Below are 23,719 nucleotides of genomic sequence, written 5' to 3'. Positions count from 1 at the left end.
AATGGTTAATTCCGAACGCCGGCCCAAACTTTCGCTGGATCGATTTCTTTGTCAGGATTCAGCTGTTTGGCCTTATCCAGTAGTGTATCCGTTGTCTCGGGGATTTCTGGATCAGGTATGCAGCAATCGTCGACAGGACAGACAGCTGCACATTGAGGCTCATCAAAATGCCCTACGCACTCTGTGCAGCGCTCATAGGTGATCACGTAGACCGTGTCCCCTTCACCCTGACCTTCACCGACCTTATTGCCCTTTTCCTCCGCGGCACTGCGTGTCTCAAAAATTGCCTCGTTGGGACATTCCGGGAGACAGGCACCACAATTAATGCACTCTTCTGTGATTAGCAACGACATAATTCCTCCTTAGGGGACAGATAAACCGTCATGTCAATTGTAGGAATCCAACACCTACGATTCTTATTGAAATTTGCCTTGGCATGAGGGCCGGAACAGTATCAACTCTTTGGCGATTTTAACGGTGTAAATTTCTTTGCGTCAACCGGACAGAAGACCTATCAGATAAGCCATTCGGGCCGGCGGGTAAATGAGAGATATTCAGAAACTTTTCTAAGAACATTGTTGGTCCCCGTACCCATACAAATCAAGAATATATTTATGCATTGCTGGAAGTCTGTCATGTAGTCTGATCTTGACGAACCTAGGCACTATTGTTATAGGCAGCGATGCCTCATTATAGCTGAGGGAGAGGACACATCGCATTTTAGGAGTTATCTTTGGGTAAAGTAGAGCGAAAGATTTTGTATGTGCGGATGAACTCTTGGTAGGCTCATCTCAGAGTACGTTCAAGATAGGGGTTGTCTGGCCTGACAGTCCGATTGGGGTTCCAGCCCCTTCCGTATTTTTCTCACTTGCCTCCCCATGAAGAACGCTAGCTCGGGATCCTCAGCGTTTTCCGCCTACGCTGCCCTCACAACTGCTGCAGTGGTCTGGGGAGGGTCGGTAGTTGCACAAAAAGTCGCTTTAGGTCCTTTCTCGCCTGTAGAGACGTCTGTTTTTAGAGGGTTGGGAGCCTTACTCATTCTTATTCCGCTTTGGCTCTGGAAGGAAGGGGTCGTTTCTTTTTCACGAAAAGATTGGCGAAACTTTTTTTTCCTAGGATTTGGGGTCCTTGGTAATCATCTATTCGTTCTCTTTGGCCTGCAATTTATTGGGGCAGGGGCTGCCGGCATCATTATAGGCTCAAGCCCGGCCATAACCGCATTCTTGTCCTCGCTCATCCTTAAGGATATTCCCCTGCGTGTGATTTGGCTTGGCTGTCTTGTTTCGTTTTTAGGAGTATTGAGTATTTCCGGGCGCGAGGCGGTGGATGGATTGGGTTCCAATCCTTTACTCGGAGGGAGTCTGGTGGTCTGTGCCTTAGTCAGTTGGGCCTTATATACGATTGGCTGTCGAAAAACCATGGAACGGTTTTCTCCGCTGACTGTGACGTGGACGACTCTTCTACTCTCTTTGATCTGGGAAATCCCTTTGTTGAGCATAAATCACAAAGTCCTGGTTACAGGGGTAGAGTCGGTTTCGGTATCTGGCTGGCTGGCACTTCTTTACGTGATGGTATTTGCCACGGCATTGGGTCAACAGGCCTGGTTGCTTGGCGTCAAAGGGATTGGTCCGTCCAGAGCAGGAATTTTTGGGAATCTTATTCCGGTGTCTGCGCTGTGTTTTTCGGTGATGTTTTTGGGGGAACCGGTTGGCATGAGAGAAATAAGTGGGATAGGATTGATTTTGATTGGGGTCTGGTTGGTTGATCGACAATCCTGTGCCGTGTTAGTGAAGGTCACCTGATTAGGAAATTGGCAAAAATGGAGAAAGAGAGCGCACAATGCTGAAGGAACGGATTGAAGAAGTGACGCAGATGAATGAGTTGTTTTACCGTGGGTTTGAACAGCTGGATGTTGCGCTGATGGATTCTATTTGGGCTCATCAAGAGTATGTAACCTGTATTCATCCAGGGTGGAGTATCCGGGTCGGGTGGCCGGCGGTTAGAGATTCCTGGGTGGTCATTTTCAATAATACGTTTTCAATGAAATTTGAACTGACGGAAGTACAGGTTCAAGTTGCCGCCGATGTGGCCTGGGTCATTTGTACGGAAAACATCACCAGCCGGGTGGGAGAGAACGAACAGAATAGCCAGGTGGTATCGACCAATTTATTCGAGCGGATCGGAGACGAGTGGAAGATTATCCATCACCATGGATCACCGCTCATGGAATAAGGTTAAATCATCCATTGGGTACTTGGCGACGCAGGTTATTCCTTCTATTGCTTGGGTAGCAGGAGAGATTTCCTCACTTTTGGGATGGAAAGAGAGGCGTGAGGGCGGGATGATGATTCAACGCGTGTGAAGGCCAAGAAGAACTGATCAAGAGGCAGATTTACTAAATGTCGTTTTAGCCCATTCTTCAACAATCACGTCTCGTTCTTCCATGTTCAAGGCGCAATATTTTTTAAACATACCCAATCCGCCTTTTTTCCGGCGCCATACGACGAATTGTAAAAAGTGTTCCTTGCATAACGATTGAGTTCCGGCAGGGGCGTAGAGGGGTTCGGTGCATCCCCCAATTAGACACGTATCGGCATCCATAAGCTGGTTCTCCTTAAAGGTTCCTCTGGCAACATTTTCCATTCGAAGTATGCCCAACTGCGAGCTGAGAAGGCAATCAATTCACGCCATGATTAAAAATAATTATACGTGGATGCCATTAATAGAGGGTTTGATTCCCTTGCTTTCTCTGTCAAATGGCGGGTATCGTAGGCACCCTGTTTAGACGAACCAATTCGACATAATTTAATAGTGTCGTGGAAGAAAGGAGCGTATTCTGTGTTGACTGCTACAGATGTGTTTGAACAAACGAGAGAAATGGCTTTGCGCGCTACGAGCCAGGAAGAGCGGGCTCTTCAAATCGATTATCCGGCTCTGAGCACGAAGATTGAACAGGCATTGACAGGTCGAAAGGTTAACCTTCTGTATGTCAATGAATTTTTGCCGGAAGGCTATGAGGATCAAGGGCGTTTTAACGTCATGGTTATGACATCTGGCAACGTTCTTTTCGATATGGTTATCGGGGACTCGTATTTTCGGTATGACGTTTTTTCTTGCTGTGATTTGGATAAAATTCAATTGATTGATGGGACTTGGGATAATAAGGAAAAACGCACGGAAGAATCATTTCTTAGTCTACGATTGATGCATGGCGATGAGGCGCATATTCTTCTTGCGCTTAACGACGCACAACGTCCAGCGGTATTGTCTTTTGCGGAAAAAATCTCTCATGGCCGACACCCGGAAAAAGCCTGATCCCTATCAGAGTGCGGAAGAATTCTTTTGGAATCTCGCGGCTGATTAAGAGGCTGTAAACGGCAAGGCGCAGACAGAGGCTGGGAAGCGCTGGTCTCTGATCTCGATTTCCAGTTTTGTCTGGGGCTGGGTAAAATCTCGTAATGGAAATCCAAGGGCGATCGGTTTTTTGACGAGAGGGGAGTGGGTGGAACTGGACACCCACCCCACTTCCCGAGTTCCACTAAAAAGCTTTGCACCTAATTCAGGAAGTTGTGGGATTTCCGCTTCAAGAACTAAGCCGACCATTCGCCGCTTCACCGACCCGTACGTATCCATTCGGGCGACGACTTCCTGCCCGGGATAACATCCCTTCGATAAACTAAAGGCAATTCCCTCAAGGTTGGCTTCTGGCGGAACGATTTTTTCATTTAAGTCTGGCCCAAGGCGAGCCAACCCACCTTCAATCCTGGATGTCTCACGTGCCTCCCTTCCGACTGGGAGCAGGCCTAACTCTTTTCCGGTATTCAAGAGATGAGACCAGAGTGAAGGAAGGGCTTCGACCGGAATAAACAATTCGTAGTCTTGTCCCCCCGTTTCTTCCGTGCGAGCAAGAAATCCTTGGGTATCACCTAATGCGAAGGTGATGGTGTCTAAGACCTGGAGCGATTCCACCTCTAAATTCAAGGCATCCTTAAGAACCTCCGGACTCTTCGGCCCCGTCACAAGGAGAAGTCCCCAGCTTTCCAGGCCATTGTGAAGTTTGGCTTTTGTCCCATAGAGCAGAAATTTTCGAAGTGCTTGATAGGTGAGGTCTCCTACCTCCCCAACATCTTCAATGATCAGGGTTTCGGTTTGCCGGAACACCCGAAAATACGAGAGCATCTTCCCTTTATGGTTCATAAATGCAGAATACCGGCCCTGCCCGGATTTGAGAGGAAGAATATCATTGCTGATGAGATTTTGAAGCCAGGTGACCCGGTCATCTCCCGTAACCATGATTTTCCCGCGTAAGGAGAGGTCGGCGAGGCCAGCTCGCTGATGAATGGACTCATACTCTAAGAGCGCATTCCCATAATGCAATGGGACGTCCCACTCGCCACAAGGTTGAAACGTGGCTCCCAGGGCTTCATGCTGCTTATGAAGAGGTAGTGTTTTCATGATGTAGTTGCCACCGTGATTTCCTCAAACAGCGCGAGTGTCCGCGCAGAAAATTCATTGCGGGAGACAATTTTTTGAATTCCAAGGTCTTTGGCCAGTTTCCAGGTTTGAACCTCTTCATGATTGGCAAAGGCCAGAATGGGCAATGAGTGTGTTTGGGGAAGGGTTCGTAGAGATTTCACAATTTCGGAGGCATTAAGGCGGTCATCGTTCATGTTAATAATGATACCCATGGGTTGGCTGGCAAGAGCTTTTGTTTGCCAGTCATCTCCGGTGCGGAGGCGTTCCAGTTTGTAGCCTTGTGGTAAAAAGGCATCGCGTATTTTGGTGTAGAAGAAGATATCACTCACGGCCACAAGAATTGTTTTGGTGTCTGGCATTTAGTAAGGCCTTTACATTGTGTTAGTTCATAAGAGTTAGAATGCGCATGAGCGCTTGTTTGGCTGTTTTGTATTCGGGATTAAGGGCCAGAGACTTTTTGTAGGAATCGACGGCTTGGTCCCATGCCCCTTGTCGTTCGTACACCCGGCCGAGATTCATATGAGGAAATGAGGGGTTTTCATATCGTTTGGCTTTCATCGCTTTTTCAAGCCAGGGAATGGCCTCTTCCAGCTGGTTGAGCTCAATAAGGTAGGCCCCGATATCGTTGTAAGGATTTCCGAATTCAGGGTCCTGGCGAATCGCCATTTGGCATTCCTCAATGGCTTCCTGTAATTGACCCATGAAACTATAGGCCCATCCAAGGAATGTGTGGGCTTCGGCGGTCGGAAAGAGGTCGATGGATTGTTTGTAAAGATCCACCGCTTCTTCCAGTTGTCCCTTCATTTGGAGCTCATAGGCTTGCTGGAAAAGATTCCAGGCTGCCACCTTATCCTCTTCGTTGCCCTCACCCTGGTCGAGAAAATCTTGAATATCCATAGGAAATTGTGTTGCGCACAGTCCTTTTTGTGTTTCTCAGGAAAAGAGGCGGTTACTCGCCTTTGAGCTTGTGTTGCACTAATTCAGCTGCACGTCGGCCGGACAGCAACATCGACCCAAATGCCGGTCCCATCCGTGGACTGCCATCAACTGCAGCAACGGCCAAGCCGGTCACAAAGCAATTTGGGTAGATTTCACGGGTATTTTCTACCACTAATGCTTCAGAACGCGCTACCCACATGGCTCCGTTTCCCGGAACCTTCTGATATAAATTACGTTGGTTGAGGAGATTAACCACGACGGCATCATGACCGGTCGCATCAACCACAATTTGACTTTCAAGGGCAATGGGATCGACGTGAATGGTATCATGTCCGGCCATTTCCACAGTGGAATTATTGACAACGACACCTTCGATACGATGATCTTGCCGAAGAATGAGATCGACGACTTTGGTGAGATTCATAATCTTTACGCCGGCTTCGTAAGCGGCGGAAATGAGCCGGCTGGTCACATGAGGAGGGTCAACCATGGTCATGCCAGGGCAGTCTTTAATCGGTTTAAAGGGGATGCCCAATTCCTCAAGAATCCGGTCCGCCGGTTCGCAAATCGTGGCCTTATTCATGAGAAATCCCCCAGACCAAAAGCCGCCACCAAGAGCCAGTGATTGTTCGATGAGCAGAGTCCGGAAGCCGATCGCGGCGAGATCGCGGGCACAGAGGAGTCCGGATGGACCTCCTCCGACAATAATGATATCGCTTTCAATCAGTGAATCGAATTCTTTGTAATACTCCCGGGCAATGTGACGGGTGATGTCACGTTCTCGTAACGGAGCGATGTTAATAGGATTCATATGGAGCTCCCAGGTAATATTTCGTTTTTATTTAACATACAGGCCAATGACGTTGTGGGCTTTGTCTCTGTACAGATTCCTCTGGTTCCCTTCAGGTTCCGTCATTGACTCTTCCCGCTTTATCGATATAAGTCTCCACCGGTTTTTCGGAACTCTTCTGATTTTTCCTGCATGCCTTGTTTCAGAGCGGCATCATCTGCCAATTGTTTTTCAGCAGCATACTCTCGCACGTCCTGGGTAATTTTCATAGAACAAAAATGCGGGCCACACATGGAGCAGAAATGGGCCAGTTTAGCCCCTTGAGCGGGGAGTGTGGCATCATGGAAATCCTTCGCCGTTTCAGGGTCAAGCGATAAATTGAATTGGTCCTGCCATCGAAATTCAAACCGTGCCTGGGAAAGGGCATTGTCCCGGTGTTGAGCCCCCGGGTGGCCTTTTGCCAAATCTGCGGCATGTGCCGCTATTTTGTAGGCCATCACTCCGGCTTTCACATCCTCTTTGTCAGGAAGCCCTAGATGTTCTTTGGGGGTGACGTAACACAGCATCGCGCATCCGTACCAGCCGATCATGGCTGCGCCGATCGCGGATGTGATGTGGTCGTAGCCTGGGGCAATATCAGTGGTAAGGGGGCCCAGAGTATAGAATGGGGCTTCGTCACAGGCAGCCAATTGCTTGTCCATATTTTCTTTGATGAGTTGCATGGGGACGTGTCCCGGGCCCTCAATCATGACTTGGACGTCATGTTTCCAGGCGATTTTCGTGAGTTCTCCCAGCGTTTCCAGTTCGGCAAATTGAGCCGCATCGTTGGCGTCTGCCAGTGAACCCGGTCGCAATCCGTCTCCTAAGCTAAATGACACATCATAACTTTTCATGATCTCGCAAATTTCTTCAAAATGCGTATAGGTGAAGTTTTCCTGGTGGTGAGCCAGGCACCACTTAGCATGGATGGATCCGCCGCGTGAGACGATGCCGGTCATGCGAGAGGCCGTCAATGGAACATAGGCCAGGCGAACACCGGCATGAATGGTGAAGTAATCCACGCCTTGCTCGGCCTGTTCCACGAGAGTATCTCGAAAGATTTCCCAGGTCAGTTCCTCTGGCTTCCCACCCACTTTTTCTAAGGCCTGATATATGGGTACGGTCCCTATGGGCACGGGAGAGTTACGGATAATCCATTCACGGGTTTCGTGGATATTTTTCCCTGTGGAGAGGTCCATGACGGTGTCTCCTCCCCATCGGATGGACCAGATCAATTTTTCAACCTCTTCTTCAATAGAGGACGTCACGGCAGAATTTCCGATGTTGGCGTTGATTTTTACCAAAAAATTGCGCCCGATAATCATAGGCTCAATTTCTGGATGATTGATATTGGCAGGAATAATGGCCCGTCCTCGAGCTACTTCATCACGAACAAACTCCGGTGTGATGTAGGAGGGAGTGGACGCGCCCCAATTCTGACCAGGATGTTGTGCCACCCCGAAGGCCTGCCCCGTCCCGTGTTGGGAGGATAGGCGCTCCTCACGCGCCTGGTTCTCCCGGATGGCAATAAATTCCATTTCCGGTGTGACGATTCCCTTCCGGGCATAATGCAATTGCGTGACGTTCCGGCCTGATTTCGCCCGCAGGGGCGGGCGTTGCAAATGGAACCGGATGGCCTGCAAAGCGGGATCGTTTGCACGAATTCGTCCATACCGTGAGCTGACCTCTTTCAAGGGTTCGACGTCCTCACGTTCGGCGATCCAATCCTTTCTAACGGGATGGAGGCCCTTGCGCACATCAATCTGAATCCCGGGATCGGTGTAGGGTCCTGAGGTATCATAGACAATGACAGGCGGGTTCTGAACTTCGGTGTCATCGTGCACGCTCCGACTGCTTGTTTGATGAATTTCCCGCATAGGGACCTGTACATCCGGTCTCGAGCCGGTTCGATATATTTTTTGTGAGCCGGGAAACGGTTGAATCGATAGGGAAGAAAGAGGAATGCGGGACTCCTCCGAAATGACGTGTAATGATGGTGTCGAAGGACTAGATGTGGTGGTTTGGGCTGGTGTCATGCAAACCCTCTCTTTCTGGGTTTAGGGAATTGGTCCAGGAAGCTTATTCCAAAATACAAAAAGCCGCCCCTTTTTTAGCTAAAGAGTGCGGCTGCTTGTGCGGGCTTTCGTGGCTCCTGCTTCCCTACGCTGGTATTATCCAGGTCAGGTCGTGAGGGTCGTCCCCCTTATTGGGACTCTCAGCGTGTCGCACCCCTAGCGAAAGTCATCGTACCGCTGGGTCTTTTCCCTTGTCAAACCCTCACGCCATGCGAGATGGTGGATAAACGGCTGAAAATGTTCATGGAAGAAAGCGCCAGCACTGTGATTTCAGTATCAACGAACGGTTTGACGGTAAAATTGTTGTGTGCAGAAATTTAAGTCGGTTATCCGTCAAGTTTGCCAGGGGAAATTTTGCTCTCAGGCATTCAGGCTTTTTCATGAGGGAATGATTTGCTACAATGAAAGACTGGTGTCCCATGCAAATGAGACATCATCGAAATGATTAATGCGAAGCCGAGGACTGATTTAAAAGAATTTACTCATTAACCTAAGGAATTTGGCGTGACCTTATCGACCATCATAGAGCGGCCTATTGCGGACTACCAATCTCTCCAAGAGACGGAATTGTTCGAACGAATTGTGGAGGCTAAGCGGAGACTTGGCACGGACGTGCTTCTGCTCGGGCACAATTACCAGCGGGACGATGTGATTGTGCATGCCGATTTCCGAGGCGATTCTCTTCTTCTTGCCAAGTATGCGGCGGAGCACCCTGAGCATCCTTACGTGGTGTTTTGTGGGGTGCATTTTATGGCTGAAACAGCCGACATTTTGAGTCGTTCCAATCAAACCGTCATTCTGCCTGACATGGCTGCAGGCTGTTCTATGGCGGATATGGCATCCATGGAACAGGTGGATGATTGCTGGGATCGGCTCGGACGGTTTTTGCCGGTGGAAGACACCGTGACGCCAATCGTGTATGTGAATTCGGCTGCTGCGCTCAAAGCCTTTTGCGGGGAACATGGCGGTGTGACGTGTACCTCCTCCAATGCCAAAGCGATTATGAATTGGGCCTGGGAACGGAGAGAAAAGATTCTCTTTTTCCCTGATGAGCATTTAGGGCGGAACACCGCGAATGCCATGGGGTTTCCTCGCGAAGAGATGATTGTGTGGGATCCTTTCCAACCCAACGGCGGACATACCCGGGAATCAATACAGAAGGCTCGTCTGATTCTCTGGAAGGGACACTGTAGTGTGCACCAGATGTTTCAACCGGCACACGTGGCCTATTTCCGGAAGCAGTATCCAACCGTTCAGGTTATTGTGCACCCTGAATGTCATGAGGATGTGGTCAATCAGGCAGATCTGGTGGGATCGACGGAATTTATTATTCGGACGGTGACCCAGGCCGATCCGGGAACAATTTGGGCAGTGGGAACTGAGCTGAATTTGGTGAATCGGTTGAAACATGAACAAACCGATAAGCAAATCTATTTCCTGTCCCCAATGGTATGTCGGTGTTCGACCATGTACAGAATTGATGGACCTCATTTATGTTGGGCCATGGAAAATCTCGTCCAGGGCCATGTGGTTAATCACATACAAGTTCCCGACGAGGAGAAAGTCTTTGCCAAGCTGGCTTTGGACCGCATGATGGATCTGAGCTGATTGCCTTCCTTTTGTGGTTTCTTCTTCCCTTAACTTGTGGCGCTTTCAACTCAATAATATGGGCCTCGCTTATGGCTGCGTCGTGGCGAGATGCCTGAAGGGCATTGTTTGACGGGTTTGAGGGGCATGGCTAGAATGGCCTCGAATTTATCCCACTATTCTTGAGAATTTCCCCATGGACTACAAAGCGACATTGAACCTTCCCCGGACTGAGTTTCCGATGAAGGCCAACCTGCCACAAAAGGAACCGGAGCGATTAGCTTGGTGGGAGAAGGAGCGGGTGTACGACCGTATTCAGAAGGCCAGAAATGGCAGCCCCCGCTATATTCTTCATGATGGCCCTCCCTATGCCAATGGGCATATTCATATCGGGCATGGCCTGAATAAAATCCTCAAAGACATCATTATTAAATCGAAAACCATGGCGGGTTTTCAGGCTCCCTATATCCCTGGGTGGGATTGTCACGGGTTGCCGATTGAGCATCAGGTGACCAAGCAACTTGGTCCCAAGAAAAAAGATCTGAGTGCCGTGGAACTCCGGAAACTCTGCCGGGAATATGCGGAAAAATTTGTTGAGATCCAACGAGACGAATTTCGCCGGTTGGGAGTATTCGGGGATTGGGACCATCCGTATCTGACCATGGATCCTGCCTATGAGGCAGCGATTGTCCGGGAGTTCGGAAAGTTTGTTGAAAAAGGTCGAGTATATAAAGGGCTGAAGCCCGTCTTGTGGTGTCCCGTGGATCAAACCGCGCTGGCTGAAGCCGAAGTGGAATACGAGGATCATCTCTCACCGTCGGTGTATGTGAAATTTCCCTTTACCGTCTCGCCAACTGAAATGGGTTCCGCCCAACGATTGGATCTGCCAACAGTCAAAACGTTGAAAGCCGTTTCGGCTGTTATCTGGACGACGACTCCGTGGACCCTTCCCGCGAATCAAGCCATTTGCCTGCATCCGGATTTTGACTATGCGGTTCTTCAAGCTGGTGAAGAGGCGTTTATCGTGGCTCTTGGATTGGAAGACGCATTTGCCAAAGCCTGTCACATTGAGAAGTTTGAGGTATTAGGCAAAAAGAAAGGAAAAGATTTTGAGGGGTGGACGTGTCATCCTCCATTTGCCAAGAAAGAGGTTCCCATCCTCAATGGAAATTTTGTCACATTGGAGCAAGGGACGGGGTGTGTCCACATTGCTCCCGGACATGGGATGGATGATTATCTTTTAGTTCTGAAATATAACAAATCCCCTTATGTCGAAATCCTTCCAGATCGGAAGCCTTTAGAGATATTGGTGCCGGTCAATGATGCTGGACGGTTTACGGAGGAATCCTCTGAGTTTGCCGGTCAACCCGTTTTGGAGGCGAATCCTCGGATTGTAGAAGTTTTAAAAGCCAAAGGATTGTTGGTTGGCGAAAAAAAACTCGAGCATTCTTATCCGCATTGTTGGCGCTGTAAACAACCGGTCATCTTTCGGGCTACCCACCAATGGTTTGTATCCATGGAGGTAGCCGATCTTCGTCGGAAAGCCTTGAAAGAAATTGATAAAGTTCAATGGATTCCTGAACGGGGGCGAGATCGTATTTACGGCATGATTGTGAACCGTCCGGATTGGTGCTTATCCCGGCAACGCATGTGGGGGACCCCCATTCCCGCGTTTTCGTGCGAAAGTTGTTCGACCCCGCTTGCTGATCATAAGATGATTGAGCATATCAGTGTTCAAATGCAGGAGAGTGGAGCCGACATTTGGTTTAGTCGATCCGCCGAGGAATTACTTCCGCAGGGAACGACATGTGTGCAATGCGGCCATGGGTCGTTGAAAAAAGAACATGATATTTTAGATGTCTGGTTTGAATCGGGCGTGAGTCATGCGGCCGTGTTGAGGCCTCAGGGCGAAGGCTGGTATCCCGCGGACCTCTATCTTGAAGGGTCCGATCAACATCGGGGGTGGTTCCACAGTTCGCTCTTGACGTCCGTGACGACGGATGAACAAGCGCCCTATCGAGCTGTGCTTACGCATGGGTTTGTTTTGGATGGGGAAGGCAAGAAAATGTCGAAATCGGCAGGCAATGTCGTGACTCCACAAGAAATCATCAAAGAGTCTGGTGCGGAAATTCTGCGACTATGGGTGGCCTCGCAGGATTATCAGGAAGACTTGCGTATCTCAAAAGAAATTTTAAAGCAATTGACGGATGCGTATCGTAAGGTGCGCAATACCTGTCGGTTTCTCTTGAGTAACCTGTATGATTTTGAGCCGGTGGTTCATTCGGTCCCACATGCCGATTTGCCGGAACTGGATCAATGGGCACTCTGGCGGCTCGGGCAACTGATCGACAACGTGAAAAAAGGATATGGACAATTTCAGTTTCGCCAAGTCGTGCATGAGATTGATTATTTTTGTTCCACGGATATGAGTGCCACCTACTTGGATATTTTGAAAGACCGATTGTATACCTTTCCAGCGGACTCGCCCCTTCGTCGTGGTTCTCAAACGGTCTTGTATGAGATTGTATCAGCCTTAGCCAAGCTCATGGCGCCTATCCTGAGCTTTACGGCTGAAGAAATCTGGCAGGTTTTTCCAAAGTCCCCGAAAGAAGGATCGAGCCCGGTTAGTGTACATTTGGCCGATTTTCCGGAATCCCCCACAGTCTTTCAAGATAACCAGCTCCATGCGACGTGGACCTACTTGTTCCAAGTCCGAAGTAAGGTGCAATTCGCTCTAGAAAAATCGAGACGGGACAAGGTGATTGGTTCTTCTCTGGATGCCACTGTAATCTTGCATGCGACTGAACCCAATTATACGTCGCTCAAACGGTATCTCACTGATTTGCCGGCACTATTTATTGTCTCGTGCGTAAAGGTGGAAGCAGTTGCGACCCTGCCTGAAGCCGAATTGGTAGAGGCGAGTCTCGGGTTGGCAATTGAGGTCGTCAAAGCCGAAGGCACCAAATGTGATCGATGTTGGAATATTCGCCAGGATGTGGGGTCACAGACCCAACATCCAACTCTCTGCGGGCGATGCGTGGAGGCGTTGGGGTGAGCGGCGGCCTTCATCGGTTTGTGTTGTTGGGCCTCGTCGTCGCGTCCATCGTAAGCCTTGATCAGGTCACCAAGTATTATATTGCCACTTCGATGTATCTTCACGAATCCATCCCTATTATTCCGGGATATTTTTCTTTGACCTACATCAGAAACCCTGGCGCCGCATTTGGGATCATGGGCACGACCAGTAGCGGGTTTAGGCTCATTTTCTTTTTCCTGACTTCCCTATTTGCCATGGGATTATTAATCACCATCTTCTTACGGCTGGAACCCCACGATTGGTGGGGACAATTGACCATTGCGTCTATTTTTGGGGGTGCGATTGGAAATTTTATTGATCGCCTGCAATATGGAGAAGTCATCGATTTTTTAGATTTCTATATCAATGGCTACCATTGGCCCGCTTTCAATGTGGCCGATTCGGCGATTAGCGTGGGGGTGTGCTCCCTTCTCCTCCTGTTTGCCTTTGAAAAACGAAAACCCAACTTGACCGCTCAAGAAAATCCTCCTCTCTAATCTTCCGGATTATCTTCAGTTGCGAACCACGTGTGTATCCGCTTATTTTGCTCTCATCATATGATGTGCATGAGTGAGTATGAAGGATGAAAATGTTTTCGAGCACAGCCTATTCGCGACCAAATGGGGTTGTCCTGTCTATTTTGTGTCTAGTGTTGTTGCTCAGTGTTTCAGTAAGTTTTGGTGCAGATTTTCAGCTACCGGTAAATACCTGCCCCTCCGAAGGGAAGCCTATTCACATTCATGTGCATGGAATCAAAAGCGCTGCAGGAACACTTAAGGCAGTCCTGTATGGACCTGATCCAGAGAGTTTTTTAGTCAAGGGAGCCAAGGCTGATAAGGAACGGGAACCTGCCCAAAAAGATTCTATGACCCTATGTTTGGCCGCACCGGTGGAAGGAAAATATGCTGTGGTCGTGTACCATGATGAAAACGACAATCATAAATTCGACCGTAATTGGATCGGTTTGCCTACCGAAGGGTTTGGTGTGTCCAAAAACCCCTCCTTATTTTTAGCCGCTCCGAGCTTTGAGGAATCCTCTTTCGAGGTGAATGGGGAAGTGACCCATGTAGATGTTGATATGAAATATTAGTGCCATATCATCACCGATGCCTGGGCATATAAACGCCTACAGCCACATGGAGTGTTGCTATAGGGATAGACAGGCGAACTGGAGATGTGGTCACAGGACTTGGACGTCAATTGATTATCTGCCAGTTGGTAATTTTGCATATTTGCTGGAAGCTTCAAGGGGATAAACTTCCTGGCCATGATAAAGCTCTCTCACCGCATAGAAGCGTCGTGAGGTAGGTCTCAGGCACCCATATTGATTGGCTATGAGGAGCGGGGCCCCCCATGACGATAAGCCTTGCTCCTCATCATTCCCCATTTATTAAGGGGGGATAAAAGACCGTCACGACGATTGTCTTTATCGAAAACCGTTCCGCACAGGTCCTATTGTTGCTATCTTGCCACTCGTAACGGAGTCCTTTGAAGGGATATTAGGTCGCCGACATAAGCCGGAGATACTTTTCCGCGATCCTGCCCACCTCGAACTCCGTTGCGCGGGCACGCAACTGCTCCTGGCCAAGTGGATGGTCAAGGACCTGAAGAATAGCTTCGGCCAGCGCTTTGTCATCGCCTACCGGTACCAATGGTCCAAAAGCCCCCTTTTGGAGAATCTCGGTAGGACCGCTCGGGCAGTCTGTGCTGACAATCGGACATCCACATGCTAACGCTTCGATCAGCACATTCGGACAACCTTCCCATGCTGACGAGAGCACAAATACCGAAGCTCTGGCCATAAAGGCGAAGGGATTGTCGACAAATCCGGGCATGGAAATATCTTTGGTGAGGGCCAGGGTTTCAGCTAGCTCTTCAAGCTCATTCCGCATCCTTCCCTCCCCGAGGATCACCAGCCGGGCTGGACGCACAGAACGAACTCGCCCAAAGGCCTTTATAAGACACGCGAAGTCCTTTTGTGGCACATGTCTCCCTACACCTAAGATAACCGGCAGAGTGTCTGCCGGAAACCACGGATGGTCAACCGAGATGCGGGCTTTTTCCTGTACCTGGGTGAGGGCCACCGGATTGAAAATCGTCGTAATACGATCACGATGGATTCCCGTCAATGAGGACACATCTTCCGCGACGCCATCCGCCACGGTCGCGATTTCATCCGCCCATGGGTACACGCGTTGCAAGAGAGGAGCAAGGAAACGCCAACGCCATTTTTTGGATGTCTTGATGATGGGAGACAAACTGGTTTGTTCGTTGATCACAATGCGCGTTTTGCCACCTGCAAGGCGTGCGGCTAACAAGGCTATGAGGTTCGCAGGAGTTTTCGCCGTGAGCATCGTATCTGGTTTCTCACGTCGTAAATATTCAACCAAATCCGGGAGATACCCGATAGTTTTTGGAGGATGAGACGAGAGAAGGACCGGGAGAAGCATTGACCATAAAGCCCCAAAATCAGCTGACACGGCATGGAAGCATCCCCGCCATTTTGTTCTCCTCTTAAGCCCGATGACCGTAACCTTCGGAGAAATGCTGTCCAGGTAAGGCCCTGAGACCTGACATAAGATCAGGTCCACTCTGTGGTTGCGATCGGCAAAGGCCTCTGAAAGATAGACCATAGCCCTTGCGACGCCGCCCCCGGCTAGAGATGGTAAAAATATCGCAAGATGTTTACGGTATGGTGGTTCACCTTCTATCTTTATCGATTGACTCGGAAGTGGCGCGAAATCCGAGGAATTCGTCGTCATCATATAATTAAAGGTCGTTTGAGACTTAATGAATAGATACCGGGCTGATTAAGTGAGAACGTGTTCTCGTATCGTATTGCCGAGGCTTTTGCGCAAGGGGGAGTGAACATAATATTTCAGGGCTTTCCACCCCATGCCCTTCCAGGCCGCCCAACATGTCCGTATCCATTTTTCGCGGACCGCTTGTGCCATTGCGCGCTGCGAATACCGGTGTGTCTGCAAATTGGCTTCTTGAAGTTTCAGTAACCAATTTTCCGCCCATTGAAGGTAATCACGATCCGGCGTGAATTGGGATTTTCGCATGCGGGACAACGTCAAATGCGGACCAAGATCCTCTTCGGTGAAGGGTACCCCCAAGACGTTGAGTTGATGGCGGATGATTGCCCGCTTTTTTTCATCCCCCAGCTCTTCTGTTTGACTGGTAATTTGATCGGCGTGTATACGGCCGTAGACCAGGCACTCAGGGAGGTTGGCGAGTTTATATTTTTGGGCCAGTCTCACGTGGAGGTCATAATCCTGACAGCGTGGGTAGTCATTTCGATACCCATATTCCCGCAAAATTTCAGTCCGAGCCATTATTGATCGGTTACTCAGGGAACATCGAAACAAAAGTTGAATGTCGACGTCCTCAGGTAAAATGGGCTGACGCTTGATCCGCTTTAATGGCCGACCTTGTTCGTCCATCATGCGGCACCAGCTTCCTACTTGGGCATAATCATGATGAGCATCCAGAAAGTTGACCTGCTTCTCCAGTCGTATGGGATATGCCCGATCGTCGCTATCTAACATGGCGATATATTCACCCCGGGCCTGTTCAATGCCTTTGTTGCGGGTCTTGGGAATCCCGAGATTATGTTCATTCCTGATGATGCGCACACGAGGATCCTGATAGGAACGCATGATTTCAATTGTACGGTCTTTTGAACCATCATCTATGAGGAGTATTTCAAAATTGGTAAACGTTTGTGCCAAAATACTTTCAATGGCGTCTCCAATATATTTTTCGCGGTTATAAGCCGGGATAAATACGGTAACTTTTGGGTTGGCAAGCATCGTCGTCTGACCAGAATGTTTTGGTTATACCGGAGGAGTTCTCAATTCATGCGCTATTGGAGCTAAAATCCGATAAGATGTTGACTCTTTTTTAAAAAAAGTTCATAACACATCTCCTGAAAGTTCACGTGCCGTTACGGTAATCGGAGCTTCTCAGGCAGGTGGCAGTAACGCATTCTTCTCTAAGGGGTTTCAATCATATCCGATGTATCTCCTGTTTTCCAAATTTTTGGTGTTTTGACACCACCAGTTTAACCCAAACACTCTTCATCACAATGTCTTTTCAACTAAAGGTCAAACAACGATCGCCCTTTTTCTTGAAGCGAGCCCGATACTTTTTATCTCGGCTTTTTGGAGTCCGGTTGCAAAAGGACAAAAGCCTTCATTTTGTGACCATCAATGGGCAGCAATTTAAGCGATTGGTTTTTTGTGATTCTTCGGTGGCTGTTGAAATTGAGCGTAATCTCGAGTGCTTCCGTGGGGACGGGATCTTCCCGAATATGGTGATTCGTTATGAACGGGAAATCTGGGTGGAGTTTGTTCAAGGGTCTCTCATCAAAGAGGTTGATGACTCACTCGTTGAAAAAGTGGCCATGTTTTATAGTCGTGTATACTCTGAATCTCCACGGTTGGTGGAAACGAATAAGACCCTGTTCCCCGATCGCCTGGATCGGGATCTGCATTTTCTCAATCAGATTGGAATCCTTTCGAATGGATTGTTGGGGGAGATCAGAAAATCCGTGGATGTCCTGCAGCCCACACATTGTTGGATCGGGTTTGACTATACCGATCCTGTCAAGAAAAATTTTGTCCTCCATCCCAAGACTCATTTGCTTTGTGCCGTCGATGTGGAAGGCCTCGTCTGCGAGCATCTCATAGGCATGGGTGCTGCCAAAGCCTTGGTGCGGTGGCTGAATCCCTTCAAGAGTGAGTTTCTCCGATTGTTGGCAACGAAGGGCGCGCCGGATATTCAAGCCTATTATGGATTTATCGAATTGTGTTTTCTCGCCCAGTGGACGAAACGGGCATTTTTTGAAAGAGATTGGAAAGCCATAAAGCCCGACTATTTCGAAGGGTATCGGAGACTGTAAGGACTATGGGCAATGAGCGCTGGAACGTATTGAGAAAATTAGTACCCCTTAGGGCTTTTTCCAAAGACCCGGCCGATTCGGTCCACCAGGGAGAGCCGATTGATGACGACGATGAACACCTTTCGCATGTGCCCTTCCGGGCATTGAACGGGGCGGACCCCATGCCAGGATTTATCCAATCGTTGAAATAACAGACTGAAATTCCCAATGGCGGTTGAAGCCAACGATTGTGGAAAATCTTCAAAACTGGGAGCGCTTTTTCGGCTAAATTTCCCTTGATCGTCGAGGATAACGGTTTCCCCCCCCCAGGCGGGGTCCCAATCCTCTTTCGTATTAAAGTAGAAAATGTGAGAACCAAGTTTATGTTTGGCATCACAATGTGGAGAAACAGAGCATCCATTGGGGGTATAGTGCCAATGGAAATTCAATTCAAGGGACTTGACCCCAAATAATCGTTTTAAAAAATTCGAATAGGGTTTTCCCTGAAGCTCGATTAGAAATTGATCCCAATGAGGAGACAGGGGTAGGCCCTGGCGATAATCTAACGTGTAGCGATCATGGCTTTGTTGCCCATGAGCCCGTTTAACCCCAAAACGCTTTTGAAACATGGAGACATCCGGAAGGGTCTCAACCAGGCCTTGATAACCTACATCCGTCAAGAGATCCGCGGGATTCATCCACGGGTAAGGCTTGGCTTCCTGAAAGGATTGGGCCGAAATAGCTTCGAGGGCTGAAAAGTTTAGAATCGTCATAAAATCAAAAATGAACTTAGGGGAGGCAGTATTTCAACAGCCTTTGTGTGCAATCCTTCAACTTTGGCTTCCACCGCATATAGGAATAACTGATAAGATTGCCTTTGGCATCAAATTTACAGACCAAGGGTTCTCCGGTTCTAATCGTGATTTGTTTAATACTGGCTTCATCGAGATGAAGAAGGAATTGTAGCAAACTTCGGATACTATTGTTGTGCGCCACCAGCAGAATCCTTTTTCCCTCTTTGACGAGAGGAGCAATGTCTTCCTCCCAGCAAGGAATGAGCCGGCGTTGGGTGTACTGGAGACTTTCTGTCAAGGGAAGGTCCCGAGGATTCAAATCTGCATATAAGGGATCTAGTCCGGGAAATCGAGGATCCTGAGGAGAGAGCGAAGGTGGAACCGCAGAAAAGTGTCGCTGCCATATCAGTACTTGTTTCGCACCAAACTGTGTTGATGCTTCCCACCAGGTCATTCCTTGGAGAGCGCCGTAATGACGTTCATTTAGTCGCCAACTTTTCCGCACCGGGACAGAGGTTAAATCCATGTTCTTCAGTACAATGGTTGCCGTTTCATGCGCTCGGCTTAAAACCGATGAGAAACACAGGTCAAACATCATTCTTTTCCCCTTAAGAATTTTGGCTGCCCGCTGAGCTTCATTGACACCTTTTTGGCTTAACCCGATATCGGTCCAGCCGGTAAACCGTTTTTCGCGGTTCCATAGGCTTTCTCCATGGCGTAAAAGAACGAGAGTTCCCATTTCGTTTGCAGGAAAGTTTGTTCCTTGATGTTTCGATTGACCGGTAATGGCTTCGCAGGATTAGAAGCGAAAGGCATTGAATATACAATCTTCGGATCCAATCCGAAGGATACCATAGGCTTTCTCGAGAATGAATAAGGATTTTCAAAATGGGGCATTCTGTTTCACGGGAGCTCAATGTGAATGATTGACAGAAAGCGTATTTTCAGGAATTATGAGTCGCTTTCCCTAGATGCCGATGGGCAGGGATCGTGCCCTGGCATACATGGAACATGAAAGAAGCCTAAGCTATACAGCCAAATTCTTCAATTTTCCGCATGGGATCGTACTATGGCTTTATCTTCTGAAAATTCGGAAATGGTCAAGCAGCCGATTCGTCAGAATCGGCTTTATAAGGTATTGCATAAACATCTGAGAATACCCCCTTGGGTGGTTCGGCCATTTTATCGCGCCCTGAAAATCACCGGTAGCCCCACTCAATATCGTCTGCGAAAGCGATTGGCCAGAGAAATTGTTGCGATCACTAAGTCCCGGATGACCATTCAAGAGAGTGCCGGATATCGGCTTTTTGGGCCTGACGATATTGAAGGAACCGATGGCATTGTCAGGCTTTGTGAAGCAGTGTATCGGCAATCACGAGAGGCTTTCCCCCCGGAATATTTTCAAAAACATCCTCACAAGAAATTTCTGTTTCCCATTCTTGAGGGTGCCGAATTCTGCCGCCATCCAGAATTGCTCAGGCTTATGGTATCCCGCCCAATTCTTGATGCCGCAGCCGCGTATCTGGGAACGGTCCCGAAGTTGACCGGAGCCCGGCTCTGTTGGTCGCCTGAAAATGAAACGGCTCAATCCAGCCAGCTCTTTCACTTCGATTATGAAGATCTCAGGCAAGTCAAAGTATTTATTAATATCTTTGAGACGAAAGAGGATCAGGGGCCGCTGACGTTTCTTCCCGCGGATATATCCCATCAGGTGCAGAGAGCGATCGGGCGTGTGCTTGGTCGTGTGCCGGACGAACGAATTTATGAGGGAGGAGGAAGAAACCATGAGGTGAAGTTAACCGGACCGCCAGGCTCAGGGGCGTTCCTGGACACGTCCCGCTGTCTTCACTATGGAAGCCGGTATAACCGACGAGATCGCGTGGTCCTAATCATCCAATTTCTCAACTGGTATTCCGCGTTCCGACCCACAGCTCCCTTTAATGTGCCTCCCGACCTTCTTGGATTTAAGCCGGACCTTGTTCAGAGGCTGGCCTTAGGGATCCATTAATCAAATCGGCTTTCTCATGGATATGACTTTTGTGCAATAGCAATACCGTAAGGATGATAGATCTCATTTTACAATAACGAAAAGGCGACGGCTTATGGCTCAATCTTTACCATTGAATTTTCGTGTGTCCCGTGAGGAAATTTACTCCGCGTTTGAACCATTCGTTCATCGACGTTTTCGCAGTAGCGATATGCGTTGGAAGCGTAGAGTGTTTCGATCTTGGCGGAAAAAATTTCTTGAATTTTGGCAACACAAAATTTTCAAGCGGTTGAACACCTCTTTTGGGGGGCGGCAGTATAAAGTGAAAAACACATACGAGAACTTCTGGGGTTCTACCGAGACTGGCGCGCACCTAAGCACGAAAGGCAAGGCTACTCCGTGTTTGTGGGGAGAGGATAGAATGTTAGCCAGAGGAATCGGGACAAAACGTGTACACCTTCTCTTGTTGAAACGGGCTTTTGAGGCCGTGCAACCCGAAAGCGTTCTTGAGGTTGGAAGTGGCTATGGCATTAATCTGTTTGTTCTATCCGGGTATTTTCCTACAATACAATTCTCCGGTTTGGAATTGACCAGGCAGGGAGCCTTGGCAGCAAAAAAGATCGGGAAGATGTCTTGTCTTTCTCAGGATATCGTCGATTTTGCCCCCGATAAAATTATAGACGTGAATGCAAATAGGCGCGTCAATTTTTATCAGGGAAGTGCCAAGAATTTGCCGTTTGCGGATAACAGTTTTGATGTGGTCTATACCGTGCTGGCCTTAGAAGCCATGGAGGAAATTCGCCATCAGGCTCTTCAGGAATTAGCCAGGGTTGCCAGGAAATATGTCATCATGATCGAACCTTTTTCTGATTTCAATGAGAAAGGCATTCGGTACTTTTATCATACCAGTCACCAATATTTTCGTGGAAGAGTTGAGGAATTGCCCCAGGATGGCCTCGAGCCCCATCTGGTCTATTCTGACATTCCCCACAAAATTCGCTTATGGCCTGCAATGGTCATTGCCAGTCCAATATCATAATTTCACGATCTAGAAGCCGATCGACTTTCTTGCTGAAAGATTCTGGCTTTCCTGATTGAGTCTGCCTGTTCGCAAGACTATGCGTGTTAGGTGGATGCAATTCGTCGACGGATTCGGCGTAGAAGTTTATGGGTTTTGCGTTTTCCTAAGAAAGAGATCTGTCGAAGTGTCCATGTCTGCTTGAGCCACCATAATCGCCTTCTGATTCCTTCTAGGGATGAATCATACCGAATTGTTTGAGGTGGTACCCCGGAAAGGTTCTGAGGGTCAGGCTTTTGTGCTACGGCCCGGATGTGATGGAAATCGCTTGTCCGGCCCTTGTCAATCGTGCATTCAATCAATACAAAACCGGCTGCTTTGAGATATTGGGCTGTGGTCTGTGCGGTGAGATGATATTGATGGACGGGACCAGACTGAAACACCGATCCTGTTTTGTATCGGGCCGGCTTCAGCACATCCTTTTCGTCAAGAAAAAGATATCCACCTGGCGTGAGTATCCTGAAAATTTTTTCCAAGAGTATGCGGGGGGACAGGACGTGGGCCAGAACATGATGGGTCAGGACATTAACTGCATCGAAGGGTCCCTGAAAGGGAATTGGTAACTGGGAGAACCGGGAAAATGGCAAAGGAAAGATTTCGGATAATCCGCGTCGCTTGCTAGCGTGTAATCTATTTTTTTCGAACGGCTCTACGCAGAATACTTTCGCTCCCCCGGCCCGGAGCCTTGCCGAGAGTGCACCGGTTTGGCATCTCAGATCTAGAATCCGTTTGTCTTTAACCTGAATGAAACGGTTGATAATGTCCAATCCCCACTCTGCGACGGCATCCTGTTTTTGAATGTCATCTTCATCTTCGATTCCTTCCCCAGGCCTACTGCGGCTACCGGGGTCGTTGGCAAAGCTTCTCTCATAGAACCTATCCAGATCCTCCTGTTCAATTTGTGGAAACGCGTACATCAATTGACAATGGATGCATATGACAATTCGGCAATTCAGATCCGATGGTTCTGCAACAACACAGGCTTCTGTCGAACGGCAGAGGTCACAGTTTCCCTTTACGACGCGATCTTGATCCATTGCCTGAAAGGATTGGTCTAGGAAATTACTCAAGACACCATTCCTTGTCTAAAGAGGAAAGGTGGAATGTTGAGACTGATTCGGTTGGTCTGTTCGAGGCTGAACATAGGAGATATGCATTGCAATGGAACAATTCGACCTGCGAGATGACCCTGATTCACAGAGGTTCATCCGCATCTTGATTTGCAGTCAGATCTTATGCCTGATTTTTGGCATAAATGTATTCGGCAAGTTCCAAATCCCACATGGTATCGATACTGACCAGATATTCATCGAGGAGGAGCGCTCCAGTCCGTTTCCCCATGATGCTCCTTCCTTCCATAAGGCAGTTTCGTGTCATGACATAGGCCACCCCGTTCCGGTGATAAACCGGGGTTAGTTGTTGCCGGGCAATGATTTGGCTTCCGTCGTGGTCATAATAGTCGATCCTGCCTGAGTCCAGGGTCAGTTGTTTGAGAGGGTGTGATTTTGAATCAGTTTCGGACAGGGTCCATACGGCGTCCCACTGTTCATTCACCAGCATCTCAAGGGCGTGTATGACATGCTCTGGTCGACGAAGAGGGGAAGTCGGCTGGAGCATGATTACAATGTCATACCGCGCCGCATCCAGGCGCTCCATTTCTTCTAACGCATGGATCAAAACCGGCGCGTCCGATATTCGGTCCCCTGAGAGGTCCGGAGGCCGAAGGAAAGGGGCGTCCAGGCCTGATTGTTTCGCACACTCGGCAATTTCAGGATGATCGGTCGAAACCACCGCTCGATCGATGATGGGGATTTCTTTCACCAACTGGCCAACTCTGGCAACTAAGGGGATTCCAAGAAATGGAGTCAGATTTTTGAGCGGAATTCCTTTGCTGCCGCCTCTGGCCGGACATACAGCCAGAATGCGTTGAGTCCCTATCATGTGGTCTTTTTAGCGATACACGCCGTTGATGATGTCGTCATCGGTTTTGTCC

23 protein-coding genes and 1 riboswitch are annotated in these 23,719 nt (G+C 48.8%); of the genes, 10 read left to right on the top strand and 13 right to left on the bottom strand.

The genetic code is table 11. The annotated features are described in order from the left end of the window. Nucleotides 1-5 precede the first annotated feature (5 nt). Complete coding sequence (locus PQG83_RS11600; protein WP_312643850.1) at nucleotides 6-353, bottom strand: 4Fe-4S dicluster domain-containing protein; 348 nt, start codon at nucleotides 351-353, stop codon at nucleotides 6-8. Nucleotides 354-878: 525 nt separating this feature from the next. Between PQG83_RS11600 and PQG83_RS11595 the strand changes: the two genes are divergently transcribed. Further along, complete coding sequence (locus tag PQG83_RS11595) at nucleotides 879-1,802, top strand: DMT family transporter (protein WP_312741099.1); 924 nt, start codon at nucleotides 879-881, stop codon at nucleotides 1,800-1,802. A 37-nt stretch (nucleotides 1,803-1,839) separates the two neighbouring features. Then, nucleotides 1,840-2,232 (top strand): nuclear transport factor 2 family protein, encoded by a 393-nt coding sequence (locus PQG83_RS11590; RefSeq protein ID WP_312643846.1) that lies wholly within the window; start codon nucleotides 1,840-1,842, stop codon nucleotides 2,230-2,232. A gap of 147 nt (nucleotides 2,233-2,379) precedes the next feature. Here PQG83_RS11590 and PQG83_RS11585 read toward each other — a convergent pair whose 3' ends face one another. Continuing rightward, complete coding sequence (locus tag PQG83_RS11585; protein WP_312741097.1) at nucleotides 2,380-2,601, bottom strand: hypothetical protein; 222 nt, start codon at nucleotides 2,599-2,601, stop codon at nucleotides 2,380-2,382. A gap of 237 nt (nucleotides 2,602-2,838) precedes the next feature. Here PQG83_RS11585 and PQG83_RS11580 point away from each other — a divergent pair, with 237 nt between their 5' ends. Continuing rightward, nucleotides 2,839-3,315: a hypothetical protein gene (locus PQG83_RS11580; protein ID WP_312741095.1), complete on the top strand. Its 477-nt coding sequence runs from the start codon at nucleotides 2,839-2,841 to the stop codon at nucleotides 3,313-3,315. A gap of 45 nt (nucleotides 3,316-3,360) precedes the next feature. On the opposite strand, the gene ygfZ is transcribed toward PQG83_RS11580, so the two are convergent. The 5 genes from ygfZ to thiC form a co-directional block, all read right to left on the bottom strand. Next, a complete protein-coding gene (gene ygfZ, locus PQG83_RS11575; protein WP_312741093.1) occupies nucleotides 3,361-4,455 on the bottom strand; it encodes a CAF17-like 4Fe-4S cluster assembly/insertion protein YgfZ in 1,095 nt (364 codons plus the stop codon). Next, the gene (locus PQG83_RS11570; protein ID WP_312741091.1) at nucleotides 4,452-4,835 is read right to left on the bottom strand and encodes a response regulator; all 384 of its coding nucleotides are present in this window, start codon (nucleotides 4,833-4,835) and stop codon (nucleotides 4,452-4,454) included. The genes ygfZ and PQG83_RS11570 overlap by 4 nt, the downstream gene beginning before the upstream one ends. Nucleotides 4,836-4,857: 22 nt before the next feature. Further along, nucleotides 4,858-5,373 (bottom strand): tetratricopeptide repeat protein, encoded by a 516-nt coding sequence (locus tag PQG83_RS11565; RefSeq protein ID WP_312643834.1) that lies wholly within the window; start codon nucleotides 5,371-5,373, stop codon nucleotides 4,858-4,860. Between the two features lie 52 nt (nucleotides 5,374-5,425). After that, entirely contained in the window at nucleotides 5,426-6,226 is an 801-nt protein-coding gene (locus PQG83_RS11560) for a sulfide-dependent adenosine diphosphate thiazole synthase (RefSeq protein WP_312741088.1), read from the bottom strand. A gap of 119 nt (nucleotides 6,227-6,345) precedes the next feature. Then, nucleotides 6,346-8,280 (bottom strand): phosphomethylpyrimidine synthase ThiC, encoded by a 1,935-nt coding sequence (gene thiC / locus PQG83_RS11555; protein WP_312741085.1) that lies wholly within the window; start codon nucleotides 8,278-8,280, stop codon nucleotides 6,346-6,348. Nucleotides 8,281-8,384: 104 nt separating this feature from the next. Continuing rightward, nucleotides 8,385-8,487, bottom strand: a riboswitch (TPP riboswitch). A gap of 336 nt (nucleotides 8,488-8,823) precedes the next feature. On the opposite strand from thiC, the gene nadA reads away from it, so the two are divergent. The 4 genes from nadA (at nucleotide 8,824) to PQG83_RS11535 (ending at nucleotide 14,072) form a co-directional block, all read left to right on the top strand. Further along, complete coding sequence (nadA, locus tag PQG83_RS11550) at nucleotides 8,824-9,927, top strand: quinolinate synthase NadA (protein ID WP_312741083.1); 1,104 nt, start codon at nucleotides 8,824-8,826, stop codon at nucleotides 9,925-9,927. A 175-nt stretch (nucleotides 9,928-10,102) separates the two neighbouring features. Continuing rightward, nucleotides 10,103-12,961 carry an isoleucine--tRNA ligase gene (ileS, locus tag PQG83_RS11545; RefSeq protein ID WP_312741081.1) on the top strand — a complete coding sequence of 953 codons (2,859 nt, stop codon included), beginning with the start codon at nucleotides 10,103-10,105 and terminating at the stop codon, nucleotides 12,959-12,961. Beyond that, nucleotides 12,958-13,479, top strand: coding sequence for a signal peptidase II (gene lspA / locus PQG83_RS11540; protein ID WP_312741079.1), 522 nt, complete (start codon nucleotides 12,958-12,960; stop codon nucleotides 13,477-13,479). The genes ileS and lspA overlap by 4 nt, the downstream gene beginning before the upstream one ends. An 86-nt stretch (nucleotides 13,480-13,565) precedes the next feature. Next, nucleotides 13,566-14,072: a DUF2141 domain-containing protein gene (locus tag PQG83_RS11535; RefSeq protein WP_312741077.1), complete on the top strand. Its 507-nt coding sequence runs from the start codon at nucleotides 13,566-13,568 to the stop codon at nucleotides 14,070-14,072. 409 nt (nucleotides 14,073-14,481) lie between these two features. On the opposite strand, the gene PQG83_RS11530 is transcribed toward PQG83_RS11535, so the two are convergent. After that, on the bottom strand, nucleotides 14,482-15,744 hold the full coding sequence (locus PQG83_RS11530) for a glycosyltransferase (protein WP_312749129.1): 1,263 nt from the start codon (nucleotides 15,742-15,744) through the stop codon (nucleotides 14,482-14,484). 48 nt (nucleotides 15,745-15,792) lie between these two features. Next, nucleotides 15,793-16,797 (bottom strand): glycosyltransferase family 2 protein, encoded by a 1,005-nt coding sequence (locus PQG83_RS11525; RefSeq protein WP_312741075.1) that lies wholly within the window; start codon nucleotides 16,795-16,797, stop codon nucleotides 15,793-15,795. Between the two features lie 362 nt (nucleotides 16,798-17,159). On the opposite strand from PQG83_RS11525, the gene PQG83_RS11520 reads away from it, so the two are divergent. After that, nucleotides 17,160-17,888, top strand: coding sequence for a hypothetical protein (locus PQG83_RS11520; RefSeq protein WP_312741072.1), 729 nt, complete (start codon nucleotides 17,160-17,162; stop codon nucleotides 17,886-17,888). 38 nt (nucleotides 17,889-17,926) lie between these two features. Here PQG83_RS11520 and PQG83_RS11515 read toward each other — a convergent pair whose 3' ends face one another. Together PQG83_RS11515 and PQG83_RS11510 are read right to left on the bottom strand one after the other, a co-directional pair. Then, nucleotides 17,927-18,640 carry a 2OG-Fe(II) oxygenase gene (locus tag PQG83_RS11515; RefSeq protein ID WP_312741069.1) on the bottom strand — a complete coding sequence of 238 codons (714 nt, stop codon included), beginning with the start codon at nucleotides 18,638-18,640 and terminating at the stop codon, nucleotides 17,927-17,929. 16 nt (nucleotides 18,641-18,656) lie between these two features. Next, nucleotides 18,657-19,400: a 2,3-bisphosphoglycerate-dependent phosphoglycerate mutase gene (locus tag PQG83_RS11510; RefSeq protein ID WP_312741066.1), complete on the bottom strand. Its 744-nt coding sequence runs from the start codon at nucleotides 19,398-19,400 to the stop codon at nucleotides 18,657-18,659. Nucleotides 19,401-19,730: 330 nt separating this feature from the next. Between PQG83_RS11510 and PQG83_RS11505 the strand changes: the two genes are divergently transcribed. Beyond that, on the top strand, nucleotides 19,731-20,669 hold the full coding sequence (locus tag PQG83_RS11505) for a phytanoyl-CoA dioxygenase family protein (RefSeq protein ID WP_312741063.1): 939 nt from the start codon (nucleotides 19,731-19,733) through the stop codon (nucleotides 20,667-20,669). A gap of 400 nt (nucleotides 20,670-21,069) precedes the next feature. Further along, entirely contained in the window at nucleotides 21,070-21,687 is a 618-nt protein-coding gene (locus PQG83_RS11500; RefSeq protein WP_312741060.1) for a class I SAM-dependent methyltransferase, read from the top strand. Nucleotides 21,688-21,773: 86 nt separating this feature from the next. Here the strand turns inward: PQG83_RS11500 and PQG83_RS11495 are convergent, their stop codons facing one another. Continuing rightward, nucleotides 21,774-22,796: a class I SAM-dependent methyltransferase gene (locus PQG83_RS11495; protein ID WP_312741057.1), complete on the bottom strand. Its 1,023-nt coding sequence runs from the start codon at nucleotides 22,794-22,796 to the stop codon at nucleotides 21,774-21,776. A 163-nt stretch (nucleotides 22,797-22,959) separates the two neighbouring features. Continuing rightward, nucleotides 22,960-23,667: an acylneuraminate cytidylyltransferase family protein gene (locus PQG83_RS11490; RefSeq protein WP_312741055.1), complete on the bottom strand. Its 708-nt coding sequence runs from the start codon at nucleotides 23,665-23,667 to the stop codon at nucleotides 22,960-22,962. Between the last annotated feature and the right edge of the window lie 52 nt (nucleotides 23,668-23,719).

This window comes from Candidatus Nitrospira neomarina (assembly GCF_032051675.1).
In the GTDB taxonomy this organism is placed as follows: Bacteria; Nitrospirota; Nitrospiria; order Nitrospirales; family UBA8639; genus Nitrospira_E; species Nitrospira_E neomarina.
Note: the sequence above shows the minus strand (reverse complement) of the source record. Positions and strands in the feature narration are given on the sequence as shown.